Below are 23,733 nucleotides of genomic sequence, written 5' to 3' on the forward strand. Positions count from 1 at the left end.
GTGCCGCGATGCGCCACACGTCCGAACTGGCGGCGACATCGCGCAGGATCTGCTCGATCATCACCTTGGTCCAGCCGTACGGGTTGGTCGCCGACGTCGGCAGATCCTCGGTCATAGGCAACTGCGGCTCGGCCCCGTAGACCGTTGCCGACGACGAGAACACCAACGTGTGCACGTCGTGGCGTTCCATCGCGCGGAGCAGAGCGAACGTGGTGCCGAGGTTGTTCTGGTAGTAGTCGAGCGGCTTGGCCACCGACTCGCCGACCGCCTTGAACCCCGCGAAGTGGATGACCGCGTCGATGTCCTCGTGAGCGAAGAAGTGTTCGGTCTTGTCGACGTCGGCGAGGTCGAAGGCGTGGACGGGGATGGAACGGTCGGTCAGTGCCTCGAGCCGGCCGACGACGGCCGGTTTGGCGTTGCTGAAATCGTCGACGATGACGACGTCGTGTCCGGCCGAGACCAATTGGATGACGGTGTGCGAGCCGATGTAGCCCGCTCCTCCGCTCACGAGTACGCGCATGACGACCACCGTAAGCGGCGACCCTGGGAATGGGCCAAGTGGACTGCATGGAGGTCACCAGGTGGCTTCGACTCGGCGCCTCGCTTCGCTCGGGGCCGGCTCAACCAGCGGAGGTGCCGGTGACGCGTTCGGTGGTGGCGTACTTCTGTTCGACGGCTTCTTTGGCGGGTTGCCACCAGCCGGGGTGGTCGCGGTACCAGTCGATGGTGGCGGCGAGGCCGGCGCGGAAGTCGAGGTAGGAGGGGGTCCAGCCGAGTTCGGTGCGCAGGCGGGTGGAGTCGATGGCGTAGCGGCGGTCGTGGCCGGGGCGGTCGGTGACGAAGTCGAAGGCGTCGGCGGGCTGGTCGAGGAGTTCGAGGATGGTTTCCACGACGGTGCGGTTGTCGACCTCGCCGTCGGCGCCGATGAGGTAGGTCTCGCCGATCTGGCCGCGGTCGATGATGGTCCACACAGCGTCGTTGTGGTCGTCGACGTGGATCCAGTCCCGGACGTTGCGGCCGTCGCCGTAGAGCTTGGGGCGCACCCCGGAGAGCACGTTGGTGATCTGGCGGGGGATGAACTTCTCGATGTGCTGGTACGGGCCGTAGTTGTTGGAGCAGTTGGAGATGGTGGCGGCCACGCCGAAGGAGCGGACCCAAGCGCGCACGAGCAGGTCGCTGCCGGCTTTGGTCGAGGAGTAGGGGCTCGACGGGTTGTAGGCGGTCTGTTCGGTGAAGCGTGCCGGGTCGTCGAGATCGAGGTCGCCGTAGACCTCGTCGGTGCTGATGTGGTGGTAGCGAACCTGGTGGGCGCGGACCGCTTCGAGCAGGGTGTAGGTGCCCACGAGGTTGGTGGAGACGAACGCCGACGGGTCGGCCAGGGAGTTGTCGTTGTGGGATTCGGCGGCGAAGTGCACGACGAGGTCTGCGTCGGCGACGAGACGGCCGACCAGGGCGGCGTCGGTGATGTCGCCCTCGACGAGTTCGACGCGATCGGCGACCGGGGCGAGGGTGTCGGGGTTGGCGGCGTAGGTGAGTTTGTCCAGGACCCGGATCGAGACGCCGGGGCGGGTGGCCAGTGTGCGCAGCACGAAGTTGGCGCCGATGAACCCGGCACCCCCGGTCACGAGAACACGCACGCGCGGCGCCTTTCGTCGAGGTCGATGGTCGCAGTCACTCTACCGAGGAGCCGACCTGCTCGCCTCGGGTGAGCGCAGCGGCGCGACTCGCGTGCCGTCGCGAAAGGCCGCGGGCATTACCCTGATCGCCATGAAAGGGATCATCCTGGCCGGCGGTACGGGCACGCGGCTGCACCCCATCACGCAGGGGGTGAGCAAGCAACTCGTCCCGGTCTACGACAAGCCGATGATCTATTACCCGCTCTCGACGCTCATGCTGGCCGGGATCCGCGACATCCTGATCATCACCACCCCGCACGACGCCCCGGCCTTCGAGAACCTGCTCGGCAACGGCGACCAGTTCGGCATCGACCTCACCTACAAGACCCAGCCCTCCCCGGACGGACTCGCGCAGGCCTTTGTCCTCGGCGCCGACCACGTCGGTACCGACTCGGTCGCTCTCGTCCTCGGCGACAACATCTTCTACGGACCCGGACTCGGCAGCCGGTTGCAGGGTTTCGAGAACGTCGACGGCGGCGCGGTCTTCGCCTACTGGGTGGCCAACCCGGAGGCCTACGGGGTGGTCGACTTCGACGCCGACGGCACCGCCATCTCATTGGAAGAGAAACCGGCACAACCGAAGTCGAACTTCGCGGTACCCGGTCTGTACTTCTACGACAACGACGTCGTCGACATCGCCCGCAACCTGCGGCCCAGCGCCCGCGGCGAGTACGAGATCACCGACGTCAACGCCCACTACCTCGACCGCGGGAAACTGTCGGTCACCGTCCTGCCGCGCGGCACGGCGTGGCTCGACACCGGCACGTTCGACAGCCTCCTCGACGCCGGCAACTTCGTCCGCACCGTCGAACAACGCCAGGGACTCAAAATCGCTGTCCCAGAGGAGATCGCGTGGCGACAGGGGTATCTCTCCGACGAGGAGTTGCGGGCTCGTGCCGACAAACTCCGCAAGTCGGGTTACGGTGACTACCTGCTCGAACTGTTGCAGCGGGGCAAGGGTTTCTAAGCGCCGCCCCCGAGGCGCATGTCCGACGACCGACCCTGGGAAAGGTGTCCGCATGAAGGTCCGCCCGCTCGCCATCGACGGAGCGTGGGAGTTCACCCCGGTCCAACACGGCGATGCCCGTGGGTTGTTCGCCGAGGCGTTCAAGGCCGACGTGATCGCCGAGACCATCGGTCACCGCTTCGACCTCGCGCAGGTGAACCTCTCGGTGTCCGCGGCCGGCGTGCTGCGCGGCGTGCACTTCGCCGACGTCCCCCCCGGACAGGCGAAATACGTCACCTGCCCCACCGGCGCGATTCTCGACGTCATCGTCGACATCCGCGTCGGCTCACCCACTTTCGGTACCTACGACACCGTCCTGCTCGACGACGTGGATCGTCGTGCGGTCTACCTGTCCGAGGGTCTCGGCCACGCGTTCTGCGCGCTCGCCGACAACTCGACCGTGACCTACCTCTGTTCCACCGGATACAACCCGACCGGTGAGCACGGCATCAACCCGCTCGATCCGGAACTGGGTATCGAATGGCCGACGCACGCCCGGGACGGTTCACCGCTGGAGTTCGAACTCTCGCCGAAGGACACCGCGGCACCGGGGCTCACCGAGGCGCGCGAGTCGGGTCTGCTGCCGAACCACGACGAGGTGGCCGACTTCCTGGGTTCGCTGCGGAACTGAGGCGCGAACGCCGAAACGTGCACGGCGCCAGCCGTACACGTCGCAGGGCAGGAAGCGTCAGCCGGTAGTGGACCGCCGAAACGCGGTGACCGCCCAGAAGTAGCCGACCACCAGGAACACCACGCACCACCCCAGCGCCCACGGCCAGCGATCACTGATGTCGAGACCCATGAGGAGTCCGCGCAGCGTGTCCGCGATGGGACTGAACGGCTGGTACTCGGCGAACTGGCGGACACCGTTGGGCATGCTGTCGGTCGGGACCAGCCCACTGCCCAGATAGGGCAGGAACAGCAGCGGCAGCGGCATGTTGCTCGCACTCTCCGGATTCGGCGCGACGACACCCATGGCAACCGCGATCCACACGAGGCCCGCGGTCAGTAGCAGGAGCAGTCCGCCGGCCGCGAACCAGTCGAGAAGGCTTGCGTCGGCACGGAAGCCCATCGCGAACGCGACCGCGAGCAGGAAGCAGACCGCGACCACACCTTGGATGAGGGCGCCGACGAAGTGTCCGGCCAGGATCGCTGTCGGCGGAGTGGCCAGTGATCGCAACCGATTGATGATGCCCTCGGTGACGTCCTGATTGACCGAGACCGCAACCGCCACCGTCAGGAACGACGGCACGAAGAGCAGTAGGCCGGGGAGAAGATAGTTGATGTACTTGCCGTCCAGCGGTCCGTCCGCGGCGAGGGCGCTCTCGATGGCACCGCCGAAGAAGTAGGTCATCATCAGCAGGATCACGACCGGCATCGCAATCGTGGAGAACATCATTGTGGGGTAGCGCCGTAGCCGGATCAGGTTGCGGCGCACCATCACCGCGGAGTCGGACAGGGTGTGGTCGAGCGTGGTGGTCATGACTTCTCCTAGTTGGTGGTAGCGGCGGTGCGGCCGGTGATGGTGAGGAAGACGTCGTCGAGATCCGGTGTGTGGACCGAGATCCCGGCAGCGTCGATCCGGGCGTCGTCGAGGGTGGCGAGCACGCCGCGGACAGCGCCGATCCCGGCGCCACCGGGGACGGCGAGGGTGTTCTCGCCCGGGGTGTCGACCGCCGAGGGGAACTGCGACCGCGCCCGTTCGAGGTCGTCGGCGTTCGTGAAGTCGATCCGGATGTATCCGCCCGGCACGAGACGCTTCAGTTCGGCCGCCGTCCCCTCGGCCACGATGCGGCCGCGGTCGAGCACAGCGATCCGGTCCGCGAGGTGATCCGCTTCCTCGAGGTACTGCGTGGTGAGGAAGATGGTGGTGCCGCCGGCGACGAGACCGCGGACGGTGTCCCAGACCGCGCGGCGGGACCGTGGATCGAGTCCGGTCGTCGGCTCGTCGAGAAAGATGATCGACGGTTCGCCCACCAAAGTCATGGCCAGGTCGAGGCGCCTGGTCATACCGCCGGAGTATTCGGCGACCCGACGGTCCGCGGCGTCGGTGAGGTCGAAGTCGCGCAGCAACCGGTCGACCCGTTCGCGGGTCGCCGCTTTCGAGAGATGTCGCAGGCGGGCGACCATGGTGAGGTTCTCCCGCCCGGTCAGCAACGTGTCGACGGCGGCGAACTGCCCGGTCAGGCCGATCTGCGCGCAGATCGCGGCGCGGTCGGTCCGCGGATCGAGTCCGGCGACCTCCACCTCACCAGCGTCCTGTTGCGACAACGTGGACAGAATCTTCACGGTGGTCGTCTTCCCGGAGCCGTTGGGTCCGAGCAGGGCGAACACCGCGCCCGCCGGTACGTCGAGATCGATACCGTCGAGGACGGTGTGGTCGCCGAAGGACTTCGTGAGTCCGGAGGCGCGGACGGCGGTTGTTGTCATGATCGTGCTCCCAGTGGTTGCTGAAACTAGAAATAAACTCATGCGCATATATGCATGTGTGGGTAGACGACGGTCCCTGATGGACGTCGCCGGGAACTGCTCGGTTGTTCTAGTGGTGCGGTCGGGTGGGGTTTTACACGTCCAGGTCTTCGACCTCGGGTCGGAGGGCGGCGGCAGTACGTGCGTAGAAGCGTTCGGGGACAAGCGGTTTGAGCTGGTCGGGAGAGTCGACGATGTCGACGCGGTAGTCGCCCCAGTCGGGTAGGTCGGCGGTGAACAGGCTGCGGACACTGGGAAGGCCGGTCAGGTCTTTCAGCCAGTTACCGGTCTTCTGCCGATGTGTCACCCCGTAGTTCGCCCAGTCGACGTGGTGGACCGCGAGGACGATCTTGCCGGTCCGCCCTTCGTAAGCGGTCAATTTGGTTGCATTGCCGGTGGTTTCGTCGTACTCGGTCTCCTCGGCGAGGAGTCTGCCGAAGAACCGTTTACGACGCACTCCGTCGGGACCGTCGCGCAGGACGACCTCGTCGTAACCGGCGTCGCGGTAGTCGGCTGCCCGCACGTACGCGCGCAGTGCCTCGACGACTGCGCCGGAGAGATTGCCTCCCGACACCTGTTGAGCGCGTTCGAGGACTTTGAGGTCATCGTCGGAGACGTAGATGGTCTTGTTGGGCATGCGGTAACTATATGTAGATGTATACGTAGACGCAAGGGATCGGGGAAACTGCATCCGGGAGGGCAGTCCGTGAGGGTGACGGCTCCGAATCGTTCAGTAAGCTGAGCAATGGGAGGTGGCGAGCAGATGCTCACTGGAGTGATCGGAAATTCGGCGATCATGGCCGCGATAGGGCTGGGGATGATCGCGTTGACGGCGTGTGCGTTCCGCGTGAGGCGGTCGGGCGGGGCCGTCACCTGGTTGGTGGTCCTGCTCGGCGTGGCACTGACATTCGACAACGTGGCAGTTGCCGTAGGCCGGATGGTCGGCTTCGGTGACCTTTTGTACGCGATCAACCTGCCGCGCTTCTGGATTCACGGGCTGATGACTCCGCTGATCGTTGTCGCCGCGGCCGTGCTCGCCTGGCGTCTGGGGGTGCGGTGGAGTCGCCCGGTGGTCGTGGTCGGGGCCGTTCTCGTCGCCGCATTGGTGGTCGTCGGGATCGTCGAGTGCTTCGTGGCGCTGGAGCTGACGCCGGCGACCGACGGTGATGCGCTGCGGTACGCCAACGCCGCCGCTGCCGGCCCGCCGGTCCCCGCACTGGGCACCGTGCTGATCCTCATCGCGATCGGGATGACCGCGTGGCGTCAGGTGCGGTCGCTCTGGCTGTTGCTCGGCTCGGTGACGATGCTGGTCACCGCGGCCGCGGGCATGTCGGTTCTCTGGCTAGGCAATTTCGGTGAGCTGGTGTTGTACGCCTCCATCGTCGCCACCATGTTCCAGGTGGCCGCGGCCGAAAGCCGTTCCGCCGCCAATGGTACGAACAATCGGCTGGAGTCGGGGAGGGCCGCGGCGCAGTCGATGACGGTCCGGAGCTAGTCGCCCGTTCCGGAATGGTTCTCGCGCTCCGCGTCTTGCAGCGCGATCGCGCGGGCCAGCCGCGCGTACTTGACCTCCAGGTCGCGGAACCGCAGATACGTCGACACCGTCGTGAAGGCGAACGCGATGACCAGGAGGAACAGGACCAGGTCGAGGCCGCGTTGGATGCCGATCTTGTTGGCCACCCATGTGACGTCGTCCTGCCGCAGCATCGCGTAGAGGCCGAAGCCGATGAACGCGACGAACAGCAGCTTCACGCCTGCCGACGCGCGGGCCGTGCCTCGATTCACCACGAAGAACCCGACGAGCGCGACCAGACCGAGGATCGCGAGGATCTGGAACCAGATCATCGTGGCATCACTTCCTCACCCGGGTGTGGAACAGGCCGTCGGCGACGATGTTGACCCCGTTGATCAGCGACTGTCCCTTCGCCCGCGAGTAGTCGGTGTAGAGGATCGTCACCGGTTGTTCGGCCACCCGCCACCGGTGGTGATCGATGAGCGCGATGAACTCTGACGCGTGGCTCATCCCGCTCATGAGCAGGTCGAGCTCATCGGCCACGGTCTTGTTGAACGCCCGAAGTCCGTTGTGCGCGTCGGACAATCCGAGGCGACGAGTGCGCGGGCTCAGGAACACGATGGTGCGCAACGCCATCCGGCGCAGGATCGGAACCGATTCGCTGCGACCGTCGGCGAAGCGGGTCCCGACGATGATGTCGACCGGCTCGCGTCGTAAGCGTTCGATCATGGCCGACACGTCGTTAACCTGGTGCTGCCCGTCGGCGTCGAAGGTCACGAAGAACCGTGCCCCCGGCCGGCGACGCGCGTACTCGACGCCGGTCTGGATCGCGGCGCCCTGACCGAGGTTCACCGGGTGCCGAACCAGATGCACCCCGGCGGCCCGGATCTGCTCGGCCGAGTTGTCCGAGCTGCCGTCGTCGACGCAGACGATGTTGGGAAACGTCTCGCGGGCCTTGGCCGCCACCTCGCGGATCACCTGGCCCTCGTTGAAGACGGGCACCACCAGCCACACGTCGGCGTTGGTACTGGGTTCGGCCATGGTCAACAACCCTAACCCGCTTCCGCGCGGGGTCTGCCGCCCGGCACGCCTCGGGGGCTGCATGGTGATCGGACCTGGTTAGTCTTGTCCGGTGACGATCGACGTGATGATGCCGTTCTACGGCGACGTCGCCCAGTTCCGGCAAGCCGTCACCAGTGTGCTCGACCAGGACGACCCGGACCTCCGGCTCGTCGTCGTCGACGACTGCTACCCGGATCCGACGCCGCGGCAATGGCTGGAGTCGCTCGGCGACGCCCGGGTCCAGTACCTCCGCAACGAGACCAACCTCGGCGTGAACGGGAACTTCCGGCGCTGCGTCGAGCTGGTCACCGCCGACTGGTTCGTGGTCATGGGGTGCGACGACGTGATGCACCGCGCCTACCTCGCCGCCGTCCGTACGATGGCCCGCCACCATCCCGACGCCGCGGTCATCGCGCCCGGCGTCGACGTCATCGACGAGAACGGTCAACCGGTCACGCCGCTCGGTGACCGGATCAAGTCGGTTCTCGCGCCGCCGCGGGCGACCGTGCTGTCCGGGGAACGGCTGGCCACCTCGCTGTACCACGGCAACTGGACCTATTTTCCGTCCCTGTTGTGGCGGACCGCCGCCGTGCGCGAGGTCGGGTTCCGGCCCGGACTCGAGATCGTCCTCGATCTCGCACTCCTCGTCGATTTGGCGAGCGCCGGCGGATCACTGGTCTACGACCCCGAGGTCGTCTTCTCCTACCGCAGGCACCGCGCCTCGGTGAGTTCGGTGCAGGCCGTCGACGGTCGGCGGTTCGCCGAGGAGAACCGATTCTTCGCCGACGAAGCGCAGCGTTGCGAGGCGCACGGCTGGCCGAAGGCAGCGCGCGCCGCCAGGTGGCACGCGACGTCGAGGCTGAACCACCTCTCGGCCCGCGTCGGCGCGGGCCTCGGCCGGCTGCGGATTTCGTCCGGAAGCTAGGAGCGCCTGCGCTCCCTGGGGGGTGGGCGAGCCCAACCCCTGCTCCCTGAGGTGCGAGCGAAGCGAGCTTAACCCCTGCTCCCTGAGGTGCGAGCGAAGCGAGCCTCGAAGGGCTCGTAGCGCGCCTCACCAGCCCTTCGAGGCTCGTCGCTTGCGCTCCTCGCACCTCAGGGAGCAGGGGTTATGCGGTTCTTTCGGTCAACGACGGCCGCGAGGCCGCAGGTACTGAGGAGCGAGTTTGCGAGCCGACCCCATGCTCCCTGAGGAGCGAGCTTGCGAGCGTCACGAAGGGTCAGGCCCGCAGCACCCCGACGAGATGCACGCCGAGGCCGACCAGGGGTCCGACGACGAGGGCGACGCAGGTCCGGGTCGCGACGTCGAGCGGCAGCAACAACATCGCGATCGCGACCAGGGTCGACACCCACCATCCGGCCGCGTACCAGCGGTGGGCGCCCGCGGCGATCGCGGCGGCGCCGGTCACCGTCAGCAGCGCCAGGCACGTCGCGCCGAGCGTCAGCATCGCCACGACCACACCGTCGAGATCGAAGTCGGCGCCGAACACCGATCGCAGCAACCACGGGCCCACCAGCCACGCGGCCGTCACCCCGACGCCACCGACCGCGGCGACGATCCCGAGGGGAGCACCCAGCGCGGCGAGGCGGTGGTCCCGGCGGTCGACGAACCTCGAGATCAGCACACCCTGAAAGCTGTTGAGCGGCACTAGTAGTGGTGCGCGGGTCAGGGTGACGGCGAGGATCAGCGCGCCGATCGTCCGGACGTCGTCGGCGTCGGGGCCGCCACGCAGGTCGGTGGTCAGGTTGATGAGCACGGGAAAACCCATGACGAGGACGGCGCTCGCGGCGGCGGCGGCCATCGCGGTCAGGGTGTTGCCCGTCAGACGTCGGGGCGCGACGTCGCCGGCGACGCCGATCGCACGGCGGGCCGAGGCCGACACCACGAGCAGCAGGCACCACGACACCGACCCGACGACGGTGACGACCAGGAACGCGGTGACGCCCCAGCCGGCCGCCACCGCGACACCGGCACCAGCGAGCCGGATCAGCGCGTCGACCGACAGCAGCACCGCGAACGACGACCAGTCCAGCCGCCCCGACAACGCTCCGCACAGGTGCGCGTACACCGCGAAGCTCGCCACGCCGACGGCGAGCAGCAGCACCGACAGGCCGCGATCCGCGGTGAACACCCGTGAGCTCCACAACGGTGACGTCGCGACGACCAGAACGGCCAGGCCGAGCCCGATGCCCGCGTTGACCAGCAACGGGCGCGACCGGGCGAGCCCCTCCGATGCGGCGGTCCGGACCGCCCGCGTCGTCTCCTGCAGTTGCCCGTTCTGCGCCCCGGTCACCAGGCCGTAGGCAGCCCAGAACACGGCGAACACGCCGTAACCGACGGCCCCGAGATGCCTGGCCGCCAAGAGCAGGACGACATACCCCGACGCGGCCGCGACGATCGTCGCCATCGTGACCCGGCCCAGTGAACGTGCGTCGGTGTCGCCTGCCGAACCGGCGTCCGGACCCGGCGTCGTCGGATCGGTCGTCATCGAACGGATCAGGAAGGACCTGGGAACGGCGGCAACTCGGGCGTGAACAGCCAGTCGTCCCAGAGATCCTTGAGCGGCTTCGACGAGTGGGTGGCGGCGAGTGCCATGAAGTCCTCGGTGGTCACCGAGCCGTACCGATACTTGTCGGTCCACCGCTGCAGCAGCGCGAAGAAGTCGCCGTCACCGATGGTCAGCCGCAGTGCGTGCAGGGTGAGTGCGCCGCGTTTGTAGATCCAGTCGTCGAACATCTTGCGCGGACCGGGATCGGCGAGTGGCACACGCACCGGCGACGATTCGAGTTTCGCGTAGTAGTGACGCGCCCATTCGTCGGCGCTGCGGCCGCCCGAGTGCTGACTCCACAGCCATTCGGCGTAACAGGCGAAACCCTCGTGGAGCCAGATGTCGCGCCAGCGGGCCGCGGTCACCGAATTGCCGAACCACTGATGCGCGAGCTCGTGGGCGATCAACCGCTCCGCGTGCCGGCTGCCGTCGCAGTGATTGGCCCCGAAGGTGGAGAAACTCTGTGCCTCGATGGGGATCTCGAGTTCGTCGTCGGTGACCACGACGGTGTACCGGGGGAACGGATACGGCCCGAACATCTCGACGAACGCCGCCATCATCTCGGTCTGCTGACCGAAATCGACCCCGAAGTTCTCCTCGAGTCGCGAGGGGACGAGGCCCGAGACCGGAATCGGTTTGGACGCCAACGAGATCTGCTTGTACTGACCGATCTGGATCGACGCCAGGTAGGTGGGCATCGGTTCCACCTGCTCGTAGACCCAGGTGGTCTGCGCGGCGCGGACCCGCTTGGACTCCAGGACGCCGTTGGCGAGCGCGTGATACGGGCTGTCGGTGGTGATCGAGATCCGGTACGGCGCCTTGGCGCTCGGGTGGTCGTCGCAGGGGAACCACGACGCCGCCCCGTTGGGCTGGTTCGCACAGAGCGAGCCGTCGGTCAGTTCCTCCCAACCGACCTCACCCCACGGGCCGCGGATCGGATGCGGACTGCCGTGGTACCGGACGGTGACGGTCATCGCCCCGCCCGGGGGGAGTGGAGTGTCGGGGGTGATGGTCAGCTTGTGCCGACGATGCGAGTAGCGGGCGCGCTTGTCGTTGACCGACACCCGTTGCACCGACAGCGAGCTCGCCAGGTCGAGGGTGAAACGCTTGAGCTCGGCGTACGACGTCGCGGTCAGGATCGCGGTGCCCTCGAGTCGATTGCTCGACACCTTGTACTCGAGTTCCAGATCGTATCGAGAGATGCGATAGCCCAGATTGCCGTTGTCGGGCAGATATGTATCGAGGACGTCGGCGGGTGCCCCCAGCACGGGTTGCCCGGAGTTGCCACGTGAACCCAGCCCAGACTTTCCCGGCACTCTCGACTCCTACTCCGTTCTGCCCCGGCGGGCTGACGTGCGGCGGCGCGCCTCGACGAGTCGCGTCGGCGACGCGCTGCGACCGGTCACGAAGCGGTTGCGGTTCGGTGGTGACGTCTCGATTCGGCTGTTCACCCGCGACGGGGCGATGCTGTCCCGGACACTGAGAGAGTACCTGGCGGCGGCACGGCCGGCCCGCCCGATCGATACGAGGAGTGCGGAATGAGCGGATTCGGTAGTGTGGCGCAGTTTCTCGCGCGCCTGATACTCGGCATCATCTTCATCGCCCACGGGTGGCAGAAGCTGGTCACCCAGGGTATGGACGCCACCAAGGCGGCATTCGGCCCGGCCGGCATGGACATCCCCTACCCGGAGCTCGCCGCGTACTACGCGACATGGGTCGAGCTGATCGGCGGCATCCTGCTGATCCTCGGACTGCTGCTGCCGATCGTCGCGACCCTGCTGATCGCCGACATGATCGGCGCGATCGTGTTCGTGCACTGGGACGCCGGGTTCTGGAACATGGACGGCGGTTACGAGTGGCCGCTCGCGCTGATCGCGGGCCTGCTGGCCGTCGGCTACACGTCGGCCGGCCGGATGGGCGCCGACAGCTACATCATGCGACGCCGACGCCGAGACGTCGTCTGACGGCTCACACCAGAGCCAGACCGTCGATGGTGGCCGCGCTCGCCGGAGCGCCGCCACCATCGGCCAACCTCTCGACCAGGCGCGTGAGCAGTTCCCGTTCCTCGTCGGCATGACGGAGTCCGACACCGTCGATGAGCCCCGGCGAGATCAGCGCGAGGGGATCGGTGTCGTGCCGGTGGACCACCGCCGCGCCGAGCAGACGTTGCGCCTGGGCGGGATCGGACTCCCAGAGCGCGTCGGCGGTCAGCAGGTACAACCGGACGGCCGGCGAATAGTCGTGCAGGTGCACGAGCGCCCAGGCCCAGTGCTTCGCGACGTCGACCGTGTCGGCTTCGGCGCGCCCGTGCGTGCGCACGTACTTGCCGTGCAGTTCACGACACAGGTGGCTGGCGTCGGACCACAGCATGAGATGGGACATGCAGCGGACGCAGTCGTGCAGATTGGACAGGTACATCACCGAATACGGTCCCTCGCGGCGCGACCTGATCTCGCGGAGCACGGAGAACTCGGCCAGCGCGTGGTCGTATTCACCGGCCGAGAGCAGCGCCCGGGCCTCGGCCTGCATTTCCTCGATCACCCTCGACATTGTCGCCGATCCGGCACCCCGGCATCGGCGATTCGGCCGAACCGGGTGAGCACGACCGACACCGGCCGGCCAGGTAACACCATCGGGTCGTCCTGGCGGGACTCCCGGCGGGCTGGCATCGTGGCAAGGATGAAGGACGACATCGGTAGCACTCCGGAGGGTTCGGACGGCGAGTACAGCCTGGACGAGGACGACCAACTGCAGCCGGAGGACACTCTGGACGACCGCGGCGTCGACGACGTCCTCGACGAGGGGTACTCACCGCCCGACTATGCGCCCAAGGGTGCCGTCCACGGGCTGACCTCCCGGGAACAGGCCGAGGGCGAGACGCTCGACGAGCGGCTGGCCGAAGAGGAACCCGACGTCGGAGCGGTCGATCCGCTCGACGAGATCACCGCCGAGGAACGTGCGCGGACCGACTGGCGCGCACACGATTCCGATCGTGACGACGAGTTCGAGGAAGACGACGAGGTCGGGGACCGCCGCGCCGGACGTCTCATCGCCCCGGACGCCGGATCAGGTATCGACACCGAGTCGGACGCCGTCGCCGAGGACGCCGGGATCGACGGCGCCGGAGCCTCCGCGGAAGAGGCTGCGGTGCACTACATCTCCGATTCGGACTAGTCGGTCTGGTTCGGCCCGCTCCCTTCGCTCCCGGCGCCGGTTTGATTAGGCCCGCTCGCTTCGCTCCCGGCGCCGGTTTGATTCGGTCCGCTCGCTTCGCTCCCGGCGCCGGTTTGATTCGGCCCGCTCGCTTCGCTCCCGGCGCCGGGCTGCTCCAATACCTGCGCCAGCGTCGCGACGATGGTCGAGCGGACGGCGTCGGCCGTGAGGCCCAGCCCGCTCAACGCCTCGGCAAGCGTGCCATCGGCGAAGAAGCCGAGCAGGAGATGCTCCGTGCCGATGTAGTTGTGCCCGAGATCGAGGGCGGCAGCGACGGTCGACTCCAGGACCGACTTCGACGCGTCGTCGTAGGGCACCACGCTCGTTGTTTCGTCGTCGGCGATGTCCCGCGGTGCCGGGAGCAGCGGCGCGATGGCCGCACGCCAGGCGTCGGCGTCGACGCCGGAGTCCCGCAACACATGGAACACGAGGGACTCCGGTTCGGCCGGGAGGGCCTGCGCGATGTGGGCCGGGGTCACGTGCTCGGCACGGCCCGCGGCCGCTGCCGCGTTCGCGGCCATCAGTACGTTCGCGGCCCGGGGCGTGAAACGCGAGAACGGGTTGTCCGCGCCGGGTGCATTGTTCTCGCCCGCGGACGACACGCGGTCGACGAACCGCTTCTGAGCGGCCTGTTTGCTCACGCCCATGCTGGTGCCGATCGCGGTCCACGATGCTCCCGAGCGGCGGGCCTGGTCGACGAAGTGACCGATCAGGCTGTCGGCGATGTCGCCCAGGTGCTGCGCGGCGACCACCGCGTCGGAGAGTTGGTCCAGCGGGTCGTCGTGGACCTTGCGGATGGCATGGATCAGGTCGTCGAGACGGATGGTGACTGAATTCTGGGGCATGCGTCAACCGTAGGTTGACGAGTCGATCGCGTCAACCCCGAGTTGACGACGACACGTCGAGGCCGATAAGAGCCTGTGCGTTGACAGGAACGGCAAGCGTCATGACGATGTATGCGGAGACCGGCGAAGTCGTCGCCGGCCGCTCCAGGCTTTGCCACGGGAGGTTATCCAGTGAGCATCACCGAACCGTCGGTTCGTCCCCAGTCCACAGACACCCGGTCCGCCGAGGGCCCGCCGGCGAACGGTGTCGTCACCGATGTCGCGCGTCGCTACCTCGACGTCCGCGCCCTGACCGACACGCTGTCCGAACGGCTTTCGCCCGAGGACCAGACACCGCAGTCGATGACCGAGGCGAGCCCGGCGAAATGGCACCGGGCGCACGTCACCTGGTTCTTCGAGGAGTTCATCCTGCGGCGTGACCCCGCGTACAAGGTCTACGACGACACGTTCCGGTACCTGTTCAACAGCTACTACGAGGCTGTGGGAGAACGGCATCCACGACCTGATCGCGGTCTCGTCACGCGGCCGGGTGTCCGCGATGTGACCCGCTACCGCGAGCATGTCGACGCCGCGATGGTGGATCTCCTCGAGCGCGGCGACCTCGACGAGGCCGCACTCGAACTCGTCGAACTCGGCTTCAATCACGAACAGCAGCACCAAGAGCTGCTGCTCATGGACATCAAGCATCTCTTCTCCACCAATACGTTCGGGCCGGTGTACGTCGATCGCGAACCCGACGAACCGGGCATCGCGAAAGCGTTGGGCTGGCGGCAGTTCGAGGGCGGCGTCAACGAGATCGGCGCGTTGGGCAGCGGATTCTCCTACGACAACGAGGGCCCCCGGCACCGGGTGTATCTCGAGGACTTCGAGATAGCCGACCGCGCGGTCACCAACGCCGACTGGCTGGAGTTCATGGCCGACGACGGTTACCGGCGCGCCGAATTCTGGTTGTCCGACGGGTGGGCGACCATCCGCCAGACCGGATGGGACGCACCGGGATACTGGCGCGACGAAACGGGTGCGCGCTCCACCGACCCGTCGGACTGGACGACGTACACCCTGTCCGGTCGGCGGCGGATCGTGCCCGACGAGCCCGTCCTGCACGTGTCGTTCTACGAGGCCGACGCCTACGCCCGCTGGGCCGGGGCCCGGCTGCCCACCGAATTCGAGTGGGAGATCGCTGCCGGCTCACTGGGTACCGAGCGCGGGGCCCTGCTCGACCCGGACCGATGTCATCCCGGCCGCGTCGGTGCGGCGATGATCGGGGATGTGTGGGAGTGGACGGCCAGTGCGTACCTGCCCTATCCCGGCTTCGTGCCCGCCAACGGCGCGGTGGGTGAATACAACGGCAAGTTCATGTCCGACCAGCATGTGCTGCGCGGGGCGAGCGCGGTGACGCCTGTGGCTCACGAACGACTGACGTACCGGAACTTCTTCCCGGCGCCGTCGCGCTGGGTTTTCTCGGGACTCCGGCTGGCCCGATGAGCCTCGACAGCGACACCCCGGTGACGGCGACCACCGGGGACACGGCCATCGGGGGCCTTGCTGCAGACGCACTCTCGGGATTGTGGCAGCAACCGCCGGTCCTCCCGACGAAGTGGTTGTACGACGAGCGCGGCAGCAAGCTCTTCGACGAGATCACCCGTCTGCCCGAGTACTATCCCACCCGCCGCGAGACCGCGATCCTGCGCGCGCGGTCGGCCGAGATCGCCTCGACGACCCGTGCCGACGTCATCGTCGAACTGGGCTCGGGCACATCGACCAAGACGCGTCTGCTGCTCGACGCCTTCGTGGACGCGGCCGCCGACGGTGAGCGTCCGACCTACGTCCCCGTCGACGTCAGCACCGAGATGCTCACGACGACAGCCGAAGTGCTCGCCGTCGACTATCCCGGGATCGACGTCGTCCCCGTGGTCGCCGACTTCACCGAGCCCGACCTGGATCTCCCGCCCGCCGACGGCCCGCGCCTCGCGGTGTTCCTCGGTGGCACGATCGGCAACTTCGATCCTGCTGCGCGCGCGGAGTTCTATCGTTCGATGGTCGGCTCGTTGTCCCCGGGTGACTACTTCCTCCTCGGTACCGACCTCGTCAAGGACACCGGGCGGCTCGTCGCCGCCTACGACGACAGTGCCGGTGTGACCGCCGATTTCAACCGGAACATGATCGAGGTGCTCCGTGCCGGCCTCGACGCTCGCGGGCTCTACGCCGACGACTTCGAACACATCGCCCGCTGGAATCCGGGCGAGCACCGCGTCGAGATGTGGCTTCGCGCCCGGCGGGACATCGACGCGTACTTCGGTGTGCTGGGCCGATCGTGGCGGGTGCCCGCGGGAACCGAGATCCACACCGAGATCAGCACCAAGTTCCAGCCCGGGGCGCTCGCGGAAGAACTCGAGTCGGCCGGACTGTCCGTCGTGTCGGCGTGGACCGATCCCGCTGGCGACTTCCAGCTCACCCTGACCCGACGCTGAGCAGTTCGCGCACCCGCGGGATGACCTGCGTTCCATAGAGTTCGATGCTGCGCATGAGCTCGGGGTGGCCGAGTGTCCCGTGCGAATACTTCAGGTCGAATCGGCTCAGTCCCAGTGCTTGGACGGTCGACGCGATCTTGCGGGCAACGGTGTCGGGCGACCCGACGTAGAGCGAGCCGCCGGGTCCCGTCGACCGCTCGAACTCGATGCGGGTCGGCGGCGGCCAACCGCGTTCGCGACCGATGCGTCCGACGTACTCGCGGTAGTGCGGCCATAGGGCGTCGCGTGCCTGCGCGTCGGTGTCGGCGACATGTCCCGGTGAGTGCACGCCGACGGGCAATAGCGGCTTGTCCATCTCGCGCAGGGCACGGTGATAGAGATCGACGTACGGCTTGAAGCGCAGCGGGTCGCCGCCGATGATCGCGAGCATGAGCGGCAGGCCGTACGACGCGGCACGTACCACCGACTCCGGGCTGCCGCCGACCGCGATCCACGTCGGCAGGGGAGGGTTCTCGAGTTCGGGGTAGACCGTCTGGGACTGCAGCGGACTGCGCGTGGAACCCGACCAGGAGACCGGTCGGCCGGTGCGCAGTTCGGCGAACAGGGCCAGCTTGTCGCTGAACAGTTCCTCGTAATCGGAGAGGTCGAAACCGAACAGCGGAAACGACTCGGTGAACGACCCGCGCCCGAGGATCACCTCGGCGCGACCCGACGACAACGCATCGATTGTCGAGAACCGCTGGAACACGCGGATCGGATCATCGGAACTCAGGACGGTGACGGCCGAACCGAGACGCATCCGCGTGGTGCGCGCCGCGATCGCGCCGAGTACGACCTCGGGTGCCGACACCGCGTAGTCGTCGCGGTGATGCTCACCGACACCGAGGAAGTCGACGCCCACCTCGTCGGCGAGGATGGCCTGCTCGAGCAGATCGCGCAGGGTCTGCGACCCCGAGCGCAATGTGCCGTCGGGTTCGGCGGTGATGTCCCCGAACGTGTCGAGACCGAGCTCGACCTTCTCGATACCTACCGGGTGAGATTTCATGTCGCCCTTCGCGAAGTTGTGATCGTGCGGGGCGAAATCGGAGGAATTGCGCCCGCATTGGTCTCTTCACACGATTTCACGAACATCTTTCCAGTTCGTCACGGTGTCGAGGTCGGTGCTGTGTAATGCTTCATACCGGTTCATGTGCTCGGCGTGCGAGCGCCGATTCTTCTAGACAAGGGAGACACTCCGATGTGGGATTCATTCTGGGACTTCATCTGGTACACGATCGTCATCTTCGCGTTCGTCGCATACCTGATCGTCCTGTGGCACATCATCAGCGACCTGTTCCGCGACAAGGCGGCTTCGGGGTGGGCGAAGGCGGCGTGGGTGGTCTTCCTGATCATCTTCCCGTACATCACCGCCATCGTGTACCTGCTCGCGAAGGGCAAGGGGATGGCCGAGCGTCAGCGTGAGGCGTACAGCGAGGCCAAGCAGGCGTCCGACGAGTACATCCGGTCCGTCGCAGGCACCTCACCGACCCAGCAGATCGCCGACGCGAAGAACCTGCTCGACTCGGGCGCGATCACCCCTCAGGAGTTCGAACACTTGAAGAGCAAGGCCCTCAGCGGAACCGCCTGACGGTCCCTCGACACAGACAACGCTCCCCGATGGCGCCGGTCGCCGTCGGGGAGCGTTGTCTGTTCTCCGGTTCGGGACCGGCGTCGCGTCAGTCCGCCGACCCGACGCCCACACGCCACAGCGGATTGACCGGACCGTGGCCGGCGCCCAGTGGATACGCGGCCGCCAGGCAGCGGGTCACCCAGTCCTTGCCGAAGCCGACCGCCGCGGGAACGTCGTGCCCGTGGGCCAGCGCGCATGCGATCGCGGCGGCGAGGGTGTCGCCGGCGCCGTGGTCGTGCGGGGTGTCGATGCGTTCGTGGCTGAGCTCGATGAACTGGTCGCCGTCGTAGAGCAGATCGGGGGAGTGGTCCGAGGTTCGCAGGTGCCCGCCTTTCACCAGCGCCCAGCGCGGCCCGAGATCGAGCAGTGCCCTGGCCGCGTCGCGCTGCGACGCGGCATCGGTGACCGCGATGCCGGTGATGAGCCGGACCTCGTCCAGGTTCGGTGTCACCACCGTCGCGAGGGGAAACAGGCTGTGCCGCAGGGTGTCGAGTGCCGAGTCGGCGAGCAGCTGGTTGCCGTGCATCGACGCGCACACCGGATCGACCACCAGCGGAACGGATGTGTCCCGGCCGATTCCGCTCGTGCGGCACTGCTCGACGATGGCCTCGATGATGGGCGCCGACGCGAGCATCCCGGTCTTCGCCGCGGCCACACCGATGTCACCGGACACGGAGTCGATCTGCGCCGCCACGGTCTGCGGTGAGATCTCCTCGAACCCGCTCACGCCTACCGAGTTCTGGACCGTCACCGCGGTCACCGCGACACACCCGTGCACCCCGAGCAGGGCGAAGGTGCGCATGTCTGCCTGTATTCCCGCGCCCCCGCCGGAGTCCGAACCCGCGATCGTCAGGACCCGTACCGGGGCCGTTCCGGGCGGTGACAGCGGGAGTCCCGTGTAGGCCTGTTCGTCGACCGTGCGCTGATTCGCGTCGACTGTGCGTCGTCGTGCGTCGTCTGTGCGCATCAGGCGCCGCCGGTCGTCTGGAGCGGGAGGTACACGCGGTTACCGGCCTCGGCGAACTCGGCCGACTTCGCGGCCATGCCCTCGGCGATAGTCCGGTCGATGTCGTCCGTGGTGACGAGACCGTGCTCCTCGGCGTAGGCGCGGACGTCCGCCGAGATCCGCATCGAGCAGAACTTGGGTCCGCACATCGAGCAGAAGTGGGCGGTCTTCGCGGGCTCGGCGGGCAGCGTCTCGTCGTGGTATGCGCGCGCGGTGTCGGGGTCGAGGGCGAGATTGAACTGGTCGGTCCAGCGGAACTCGAAGCGCGCCTCGCTCAGTGCGTCGTCGCGTTCCTGTGCCCGCGGGTGGCCTTTGGCCAGGTCGGCCGAGTGCGCCGCGATCTTGTACGTGATCACGCCGACCTTGACGTCGTCGCGGTCCGGAAGTCCTAGATGCTCTTTCGGAGTCACGTAGCACAGCATCGCGGTGCCGGCCTGAGCGATCATCGCCGCGCCGATGGCCGAGGTGATGTGGTCGTAGGCCGGCGCGATGTCGGTGGCGAGCGGACCCAGGGTGTAGAAGGGGGCCTCCTCGCACAACTCCTCCTCCAGGCGCACGTTCTCGGCGATCTTGTGCATCGGGACGTGCCCGGGGCCTTCGATCATGACCTGCACACCATGCGATTTGGCGATCGCGGTCAGCTCGCCGAGAGTGCGGAGTTCGGCGAACTGGGCCTCGTCGTTCGCGTCGGCGATCGATCCGGGGCGCAAGCCGTCGCCGAGGGAGAACGTGATGTCGTAGCGGCGGAAGATCTCGCACAATTCGTCGAAGTGCGTGTACAGGAACGACTCCCGGTGGTGCGCGAGACACCAGGCCGCCATGATCGAACCGCCGCGCGAGACGATGCCCGTCACCCGCTTCGCGGTCAGCGGAACGTAGCGCAGCAGGACACCGGCATGCACGGTCATGTAGTCGACACCCTGCTCGGCCTGCTCGATCACGGTGTCGCGATACAGTTCCCAGGTCAGCGAGGCGGGATCGCCGTTGACCTTCTCCAGCGCCTGGTAGATCGGAACCGTCCCCACGGGGACCGGCGAGTTACGCATGATCCACTCGCGGGTGGTGTGGATGTCGGCGCCGGTCGAGAGATCCATGATCGTGTCGGCGCCCCAGCGGGTGGCCCACACCATCTTCTCGACCTCGTCGGAGATCGAGCTGCGCACCGCCGAATTACCGATGTTCGCATTGACTTTCACCGCGAAGTTCTTGCCTATGATCATCGGTTCGGACTCCGGATGCCGGTGGTTCGCCGGGATGACCGCTCGCCCGATCGCCACCTCCGACCGGACCAGTTCGGGGTCGATGCCCTCTCGGGCGGCGATGAACCGCATCTCTTCGGTGATGATCCCGGCCCGCGCCCAAGCTAGCTGGGTGCTCGCGCCGTCGACCGGTTCCGGGCGGCGCCAGTTGTCGCGGGTGGGGGCGAGGCCCTTCTCGACGTCGATGCGCGCCGTCGGATCGGTGTACGGACCCGAGGTGTCGTAGACGTCGAGGTGTTCGCCGTTGGTGAGGTGGATACGACGCTGCGGGACGCGCAGGTCGCCGACCGTGAGGTAGTGCTTGGTGCTGCCCTCGATCGGACCGAGGGTCAGGAACCCTGAGTCGGCGGGTGCGCTGCCGTCGCGAGTCGCGGATACACGTGTGCCCATGGCTTGTCTCCCTACGCCGGCATTACCCGGACAGGTTCGAGCGGTCGGCGACCGCCCGTCGCCATCTCAGCCCTCGGTCATCGTGAGAGCCCCCGCGGTGTAGTTGTCGTGCGTCCGCCACCCTACAGCGCGGAGTTCGTTCGGGTCGTAGGGGTGCGCGCGACCGTCTCGATGTGCGACGACCGGACGATCGGGGTCATCAGTTACGGTTCCGTAAGGTACCGTGTGACCCGGATCACAAGCGGGGCCTATGCCGAGGTTCGGACGGCACATGTCAGTGGTCCGATGTCCACGATCAAGAGGTGAGGAGGGTCGGGTGCTACGCAAGCATCGTCAGCGACCACCACAGTCGGCGAAGTCGATCCTGCAGCAGATCTCGCAGGTGGTGCACAATCCCGACCGCGACCGGTTCGAGCTGTGGGTCGCCGGCGACCTGGTCGGCGTGCTCGGCTATTCGACCGAGACGGTCGACGGTCAGACCACCATCACCGTCCTACACACCGTGCTCTACGACGAGTACACTGGACATGGTCTCGCCACCCGACTCACCCGCACCGTCGTGCACTTCACCCGCGAGCAGGGCGCCCGCCTGCGGCCCGTGTGCACCTTCACCAAGCACTATCTCGACGGCCATCCCGGGATCGTGACGCTCGCGCCGGTGTGATCCGAAGGTAAGCCTCGGCGGCTCCAGAACATTCCTCGCCGGACCCTTCGAGGCTCGTCGCTATCGCTCCTCGCACCTCAGGGAGCAGGGGTTACGCGCTTCCGTCGGATTATGGAGCGGTGGTCGCGCTCCTCGCGCCGGTGTGAGGAACGGGCTCCGACTCGGCTCAGCCCGCCGACGGCTCCGACAGCAGTGTCTCGCGGAGCACCTTCTTGTCGATCTTGCCGACTGCGGTGACCGGCAGTGTGCGTACGACGCGGACCACGTCGGGCAGTTTGAAGGAGGCGAGTCCGCGGTCGGCGAGGAAGGTGCGGATCGCGGCGAGCTCGAGTGGTCGGGCCGGGGGGTGTTCGTGCGAGAGCACGACTGCCGCACAGATCTTCTCACCGAGGGCGTTGTCGGGCAGCCCGACCACCGCGACCTGCCGGACCGAATCGTGGGCGAGGAGGTTCTCCTCGACGTCGTCGGCGGCGACGTTCTCCCCGGCGCGCACGATGGTGTCCTTGATGCGGCCGGTCACGGCCAGGTGCCCCGACGGCAGCCGGGTGACCTTGTCCCCGGACCGGTAGAAGCCGTCCGGCGTGAAGGACTTCTCGTTGTGCGCCGTGGCGCGGTAGTAACCGCGGATCGTGTAGGGCCCCCGCACCAGCAGTTCACCTTCTTCCCCGTCGGGGACATCGGCTCCGCCCTCGTCGACGACCCGCACCTCGTCGAGCTCCGACATCGGTGCCCCTTGCACTTGGTGCACCAAGTCACGCGGGTCGTCGGTCCGGGTGTAGCAGATCAGCCCCTCGGCCATGCCGAAGACCTGCTGGACGACGGGGCCGAGGGCCGCGTCGAGGGCGACGGCGTCGGACTGTGCCAGCTTGGCGCCGCCCACCTGCAGCAGGCGCAGGGAGCTGATGTCCGCCGGCTCCCACTCGGTCGCCGCGCACCAGAGTTGCGCGAGCGCGGGGACGAGCGCGGTCACCGTGACGCGGTGCCGCTCGATGAGGTCGAAAGTGTTGTCCGGACTGGGGTTGTCGGCTAAGACGACGTGGCCGCCCGCACCGAAGACGCCCAGGATTCCCGGGCAGCACAGCGGAAAGTTGTGCGCGGCCGGCAGGGCGACGAGGTAGGTGTCGTCGGCGGTGAGGCCGGCGACGTCCGCGGACAGCCGGGCGTTGAGGTCGTAGTCGTCGTGCGTGCGCGCGATGAGTTTCGGCAGTCCGGTGGTGCCCCCCGACACGAGGAACAGGGCGGGTAGCCCGGCGTCGGGGGCAGCCGGGAGCTCGACCGAGGCGGGGTCGGCGTCGGGGAGCGGTGTGAATCGACCAGGTTCGCCGGAGATGAAGACCTGCGCGACGTCGGGCACCCGTGACTGCAGCTCGGTCGCGAGCTCGCGATAGTCGAACCCCCGGCGGCCGTCCTCACCGATGTAGGCGACCGCGCCGGCACCGGCTGCGAGATGGGCGATCTCGGTGATCCGGTGCGCGGGCAGCGTCATCACCGGAACGACACCCGCGCGTAGGAGGCCGTACAGGGTGACCGCGAAGTCGAGGGAGTTGTTCAGCTGCAACACGACCCGTTGCGTCGGCCGCAGTCCGGCCGCGACGAAACCGGCGGCACGACGGAGGGTGGCGTCGCGGAACTCGGCATAGGTGAGCGTGCGCGGCCCGTCGGTGGAGGCGTCGGTCAGCGCAGGGGAGTCGGGAGTTCGCTCGGCGGCCAGATCGAGGCCGGCGAACAACGGGCGGTCGAGGAAGACGCCGGCGTCGCGGTACTTCTGTGCCTGTGCGTCGGTGTGGGGAGCGAAACCGTCGAGCAGATCGGTCGCGGGGTCGAGATGCGTCGGCATGAGTTCATTCAAACACAGGCAGGATAGGGTAACCTTACCGGTCGATGCAGGGCGGGAGGCCGGCTGTCGACCCGCGGGGGATTGTTTGATTAGGCTGCCCTAAGATT

General features: G+C 67.4%; 24 protein-coding genes, 1 pseudogene and 1 riboswitch. Of the genes and pseudogenes, 10 read left to right on the top strand and 15 right to left on the bottom strand.

Annotated features, from left to right (window positions below; translation table 11 throughout):
* Both KB201_RS24820 and rfbB read right to left on the bottom strand, forming a co-directional pair.
* Nucleotides 1–520 (bottom strand): NAD-dependent epimerase/dehydratase family protein (locus KB201_RS24820; RefSeq protein WP_249145172.1); only part of this gene is annotated, 520 nt, incomplete at its 3' end.
* Between the two features lie 100 nt (nucleotides 521–620).
* Complete coding sequence (gene rfbB, locus KB201_RS07280; protein WP_211538731.1) at nucleotides 621–1,637, bottom strand: dTDP-glucose 4,6-dehydratase; 1,017 nt, start codon at nucleotides 1,635–1,637, stop codon at nucleotides 621–623.
* A 130-nt stretch (nucleotides 1,638–1,767) separates the two neighbouring features.
* Between rfbB and rfbA the strand changes: the two genes are divergently transcribed.
* Together rfbA and KB201_RS07290 are read left to right on the top strand one after the other, a co-directional pair.
* Nucleotides 1,768–2,643: a glucose-1-phosphate thymidylyltransferase RfbA gene (gene rfbA, locus KB201_RS07285; protein WP_058251437.1), complete on the top strand. Its 876-nt coding sequence runs from the start codon at nucleotides 1,768–1,770 to the stop codon at nucleotides 2,641–2,643.
* 52 nt (nucleotides 2,644–2,695) lie between these two features.
* Nucleotides 2,696–3,313: a dTDP-4-dehydrorhamnose 3,5-epimerase family protein gene (locus tag KB201_RS07290; protein WP_058251390.1), complete on the top strand. Its 618-nt coding sequence runs from the start codon at nucleotides 2,696–2,698 to the stop codon at nucleotides 3,311–3,313.
* A 57-nt stretch (nucleotides 3,314–3,370) separates the two neighbouring features.
* Here KB201_RS07290 and KB201_RS07295 read toward each other — a convergent pair whose 3' ends face one another.
* The 3 genes from KB201_RS07295 to KB201_RS07305 all read right to left on the bottom strand — a co-directional run bounded on the left by KB201_RS07295 (nucleotide 3,371) and on the right by KB201_RS07305 (nucleotide 5,788).
* Nucleotides 3,371–4,165: an ABC transporter permease gene (locus KB201_RS07295; protein ID WP_058251389.1), complete on the bottom strand. Its 795-nt coding sequence runs from the start codon at nucleotides 4,163–4,165 to the stop codon at nucleotides 3,371–3,373.
* A gap of 8 nt (nucleotides 4,166–4,173) precedes the next feature.
* Nucleotides 4,174–5,112, bottom strand: a complete 939-nt coding sequence (locus KB201_RS07300; protein WP_058251388.1) for an ABC transporter ATP-binding protein — start codon at nucleotides 5,110–5,112, stop codon at nucleotides 4,174–4,176.
* A 133-nt stretch (nucleotides 5,113–5,245) separates the two neighbouring features.
* A complete protein-coding gene (locus KB201_RS07305) occupies nucleotides 5,246–5,788 on the bottom strand; it encodes an EXLDI protein (protein WP_058251387.1) in 543 nt (180 codons plus the stop codon).
* 126 nt (nucleotides 5,789–5,914) lie between these two features.
* Between KB201_RS07305 and KB201_RS07310 the strand changes: the two genes are divergently transcribed.
* Nucleotides 5,915–6,646, top strand: a complete 732-nt coding sequence (locus tag KB201_RS07310; protein ID WP_211538732.1) for a hypothetical protein — start codon at nucleotides 5,915–5,917, stop codon at nucleotides 6,644–6,646.
* Here the strand turns inward: KB201_RS07310 and KB201_RS07315 are convergent.
* The gene (locus KB201_RS07315; protein WP_058251385.1) at nucleotides 6,643–6,996 is read right to left on the bottom strand and encodes a DUF2304 domain-containing protein; all 354 of its coding nucleotides are present in this window, start codon (nucleotides 6,994–6,996) and stop codon (nucleotides 6,643–6,645) included. The two genes, KB201_RS07310 and KB201_RS07315, sit on opposite strands and share 4 nt — an antisense overlap.
* 7 nt (nucleotides 6,997–7,003) lie before the next feature.
* The gene (locus KB201_RS07320; protein WP_058251384.1) at nucleotides 7,004–7,705 is read right to left on the bottom strand and encodes a glycosyltransferase family 2 protein; all 702 of its coding nucleotides are present in this window, start codon (nucleotides 7,703–7,705) and stop codon (nucleotides 7,004–7,006) included.
* 91 nt (nucleotides 7,706–7,796) lie between these two features.
* On the opposite strand from KB201_RS07320, the gene KB201_RS07325 reads away from it, so the two are divergent.
* Nucleotides 7,797–8,651, top strand: coding sequence for a glycosyltransferase family 2 protein (locus tag KB201_RS07325; protein ID WP_058251383.1), 855 nt, complete (start codon nucleotides 7,797–7,799; stop codon nucleotides 8,649–8,651).
* Between the two features lie 292 nt (nucleotides 8,652–8,943).
* Here the strand turns inward: KB201_RS07325 and KB201_RS07330 are convergent, their stop codons facing one another.
* Together KB201_RS07330 and KB201_RS07335 are read right to left on the bottom strand one after the other, a co-directional pair.
* Complete coding sequence (locus tag KB201_RS07330) at nucleotides 8,944–10,212, bottom strand: hypothetical protein (protein WP_058251382.1); 1,269 nt, start codon at nucleotides 10,210–10,212, stop codon at nucleotides 8,944–8,946.
* Nucleotides 10,213–10,220: 8 nt separating this feature from the next.
* Nucleotides 10,221–11,588 (bottom strand): M1 family metallopeptidase, encoded by a 1,368-nt coding sequence (locus KB201_RS07335; protein ID WP_058251381.1) that lies wholly within the window; start codon nucleotides 11,586–11,588, stop codon nucleotides 10,221–10,223.
* 222 nt (nucleotides 11,589–11,810) lie between these two features.
* Between KB201_RS07335 and KB201_RS07340 the strand changes: the two genes are divergently transcribed.
* A complete protein-coding gene (locus KB201_RS07340; RefSeq protein ID WP_058251379.1) occupies nucleotides 11,811–12,236 on the top strand; it encodes a DoxX family protein in 426 nt (141 codons plus the stop codon).
* Between the two features lie 4 nt (nucleotides 12,237–12,240).
* Here KB201_RS07340 and KB201_RS07345 read toward each other — a convergent pair whose 3' ends face one another.
* On the bottom strand, nucleotides 12,241–12,822 hold the full coding sequence (locus tag KB201_RS07345) for a hypothetical protein (protein WP_175404303.1): 582 nt from the start codon (nucleotides 12,820–12,822) through the stop codon (nucleotides 12,241–12,243).
* A 129-nt stretch (nucleotides 12,823–12,951) separates the two neighbouring features.
* On the opposite strand from KB201_RS07345, the gene KB201_RS07350 reads away from it, so the two are divergent.
* Nucleotides 12,952–13,446, top strand: a complete 495-nt coding sequence (locus tag KB201_RS07350) for a DUF5709 domain-containing protein (RefSeq protein WP_058251378.1) — start codon at nucleotides 12,952–12,954, stop codon at nucleotides 13,444–13,446.
* A gap of 158 nt (nucleotides 13,447–13,604) precedes the next feature.
* Here the strand turns inward: KB201_RS07350 and KB201_RS07355 are convergent.
* Nucleotides 13,605–14,330, bottom strand: a pseudogene (locus KB201_RS07355) (Clp protease N-terminal domain-containing protein); the annotation flags it as partial.
* A 171-nt stretch (nucleotides 14,331–14,501) separates the two neighbouring features.
* Between KB201_RS07355 and egtB the strand changes: the two are divergent.
* On the top strand, nucleotides 14,502–15,815 hold the full coding sequence (gene egtB / locus KB201_RS07360; protein WP_211538734.1) for an ergothioneine biosynthesis protein EgtB: 1,314 nt from the start codon (nucleotides 14,502–14,504) through the stop codon (nucleotides 15,813–15,815).
* Nucleotides 15,812–16,801 (top strand): L-histidine N(alpha)-methyltransferase, encoded by a 990-nt coding sequence (egtD, locus tag KB201_RS07365; RefSeq protein WP_211538735.1) that lies wholly within the window; start codon nucleotides 15,812–15,814, stop codon nucleotides 16,799–16,801. The genes egtB and egtD overlap by 4 nt, the downstream gene beginning before the upstream one ends.
* Here the strand turns inward: egtD and KB201_RS07370 are convergent.
* Nucleotides 16,782–17,846, bottom strand: a complete 1,065-nt coding sequence (locus tag KB201_RS07370; protein ID WP_211538736.1) for an LLM class flavin-dependent oxidoreductase — start codon at nucleotides 17,844–17,846, stop codon at nucleotides 16,782–16,784. The genes egtD and KB201_RS07370 overlap by 20 nt on opposite strands.
* Nucleotides 17,847–18,038: 192 nt before the next feature.
* Here KB201_RS07370 and KB201_RS07375 point away from each other — a divergent pair, with 192 nt between their 5' ends.
* Nucleotides 18,039–18,428 (top strand): SHOCT domain-containing protein, encoded by a 390-nt coding sequence (locus tag KB201_RS07375; protein ID WP_058251374.1) that lies wholly within the window; start codon nucleotides 18,039–18,041, stop codon nucleotides 18,426–18,428.
* Nucleotides 18,429–18,516: 88 nt separating this feature from the next.
* Here KB201_RS07375 and thiD read toward each other — a convergent pair whose 3' ends face one another.
* Together thiD and thiC are read right to left on the bottom strand one after the other, a co-directional pair.
* Nucleotides 18,517–19,437, bottom strand: a complete 921-nt coding sequence (gene thiD, locus KB201_RS07380) for a bifunctional hydroxymethylpyrimidine kinase/phosphomethylpyrimidine kinase (protein ID WP_078111736.1) — start codon at nucleotides 19,435–19,437, stop codon at nucleotides 18,517–18,519.
* Nucleotides 19,437–21,125, bottom strand: coding sequence for a phosphomethylpyrimidine synthase ThiC (gene thiC / locus KB201_RS07385; RefSeq protein ID WP_249145174.1), 1,689 nt, complete (start codon nucleotides 21,123–21,125; stop codon nucleotides 19,437–19,439). The genes thiD and thiC overlap by 1 nt, the downstream gene beginning before the upstream one ends.
* A riboswitch (TPP riboswitch) is annotated at nucleotides 21,117–21,231 on the bottom strand. (Overlaps the previous gene by 9 nt.)
* 210 nt (nucleotides 21,232–21,441) lie before the next feature.
* Between thiC and KB201_RS07390 the strand changes: the two genes are divergently transcribed.
* Nucleotides 21,442–21,789: a GNAT family N-acetyltransferase gene (locus KB201_RS07390; protein ID WP_058251372.1), complete on the top strand. Its 348-nt coding sequence runs from the start codon at nucleotides 21,442–21,444 to the stop codon at nucleotides 21,787–21,789.
* Between the two features lie 166 nt (nucleotides 21,790–21,955).
* Here the strand turns inward: KB201_RS07390 and KB201_RS07395 are convergent, their stop codons facing one another.
* Complete coding sequence (locus tag KB201_RS07395; RefSeq protein ID WP_211538737.1) at nucleotides 21,956–23,626, bottom strand: (2,3-dihydroxybenzoyl)adenylate synthase; 1,671 nt, start codon at nucleotides 23,624–23,626, stop codon at nucleotides 21,956–21,958.
* Between the last annotated feature and the right edge of the window lie 107 nt (nucleotides 23,627–23,733).

This window comes from Gordonia sp. SCSIO 19800 (assembly GCF_018132775.1).
GTDB lineage: Bacteria > Actinomycetota > Actinomycetes > Mycobacteriales > Mycobacteriaceae > Gordonia > Gordonia hongkongensis.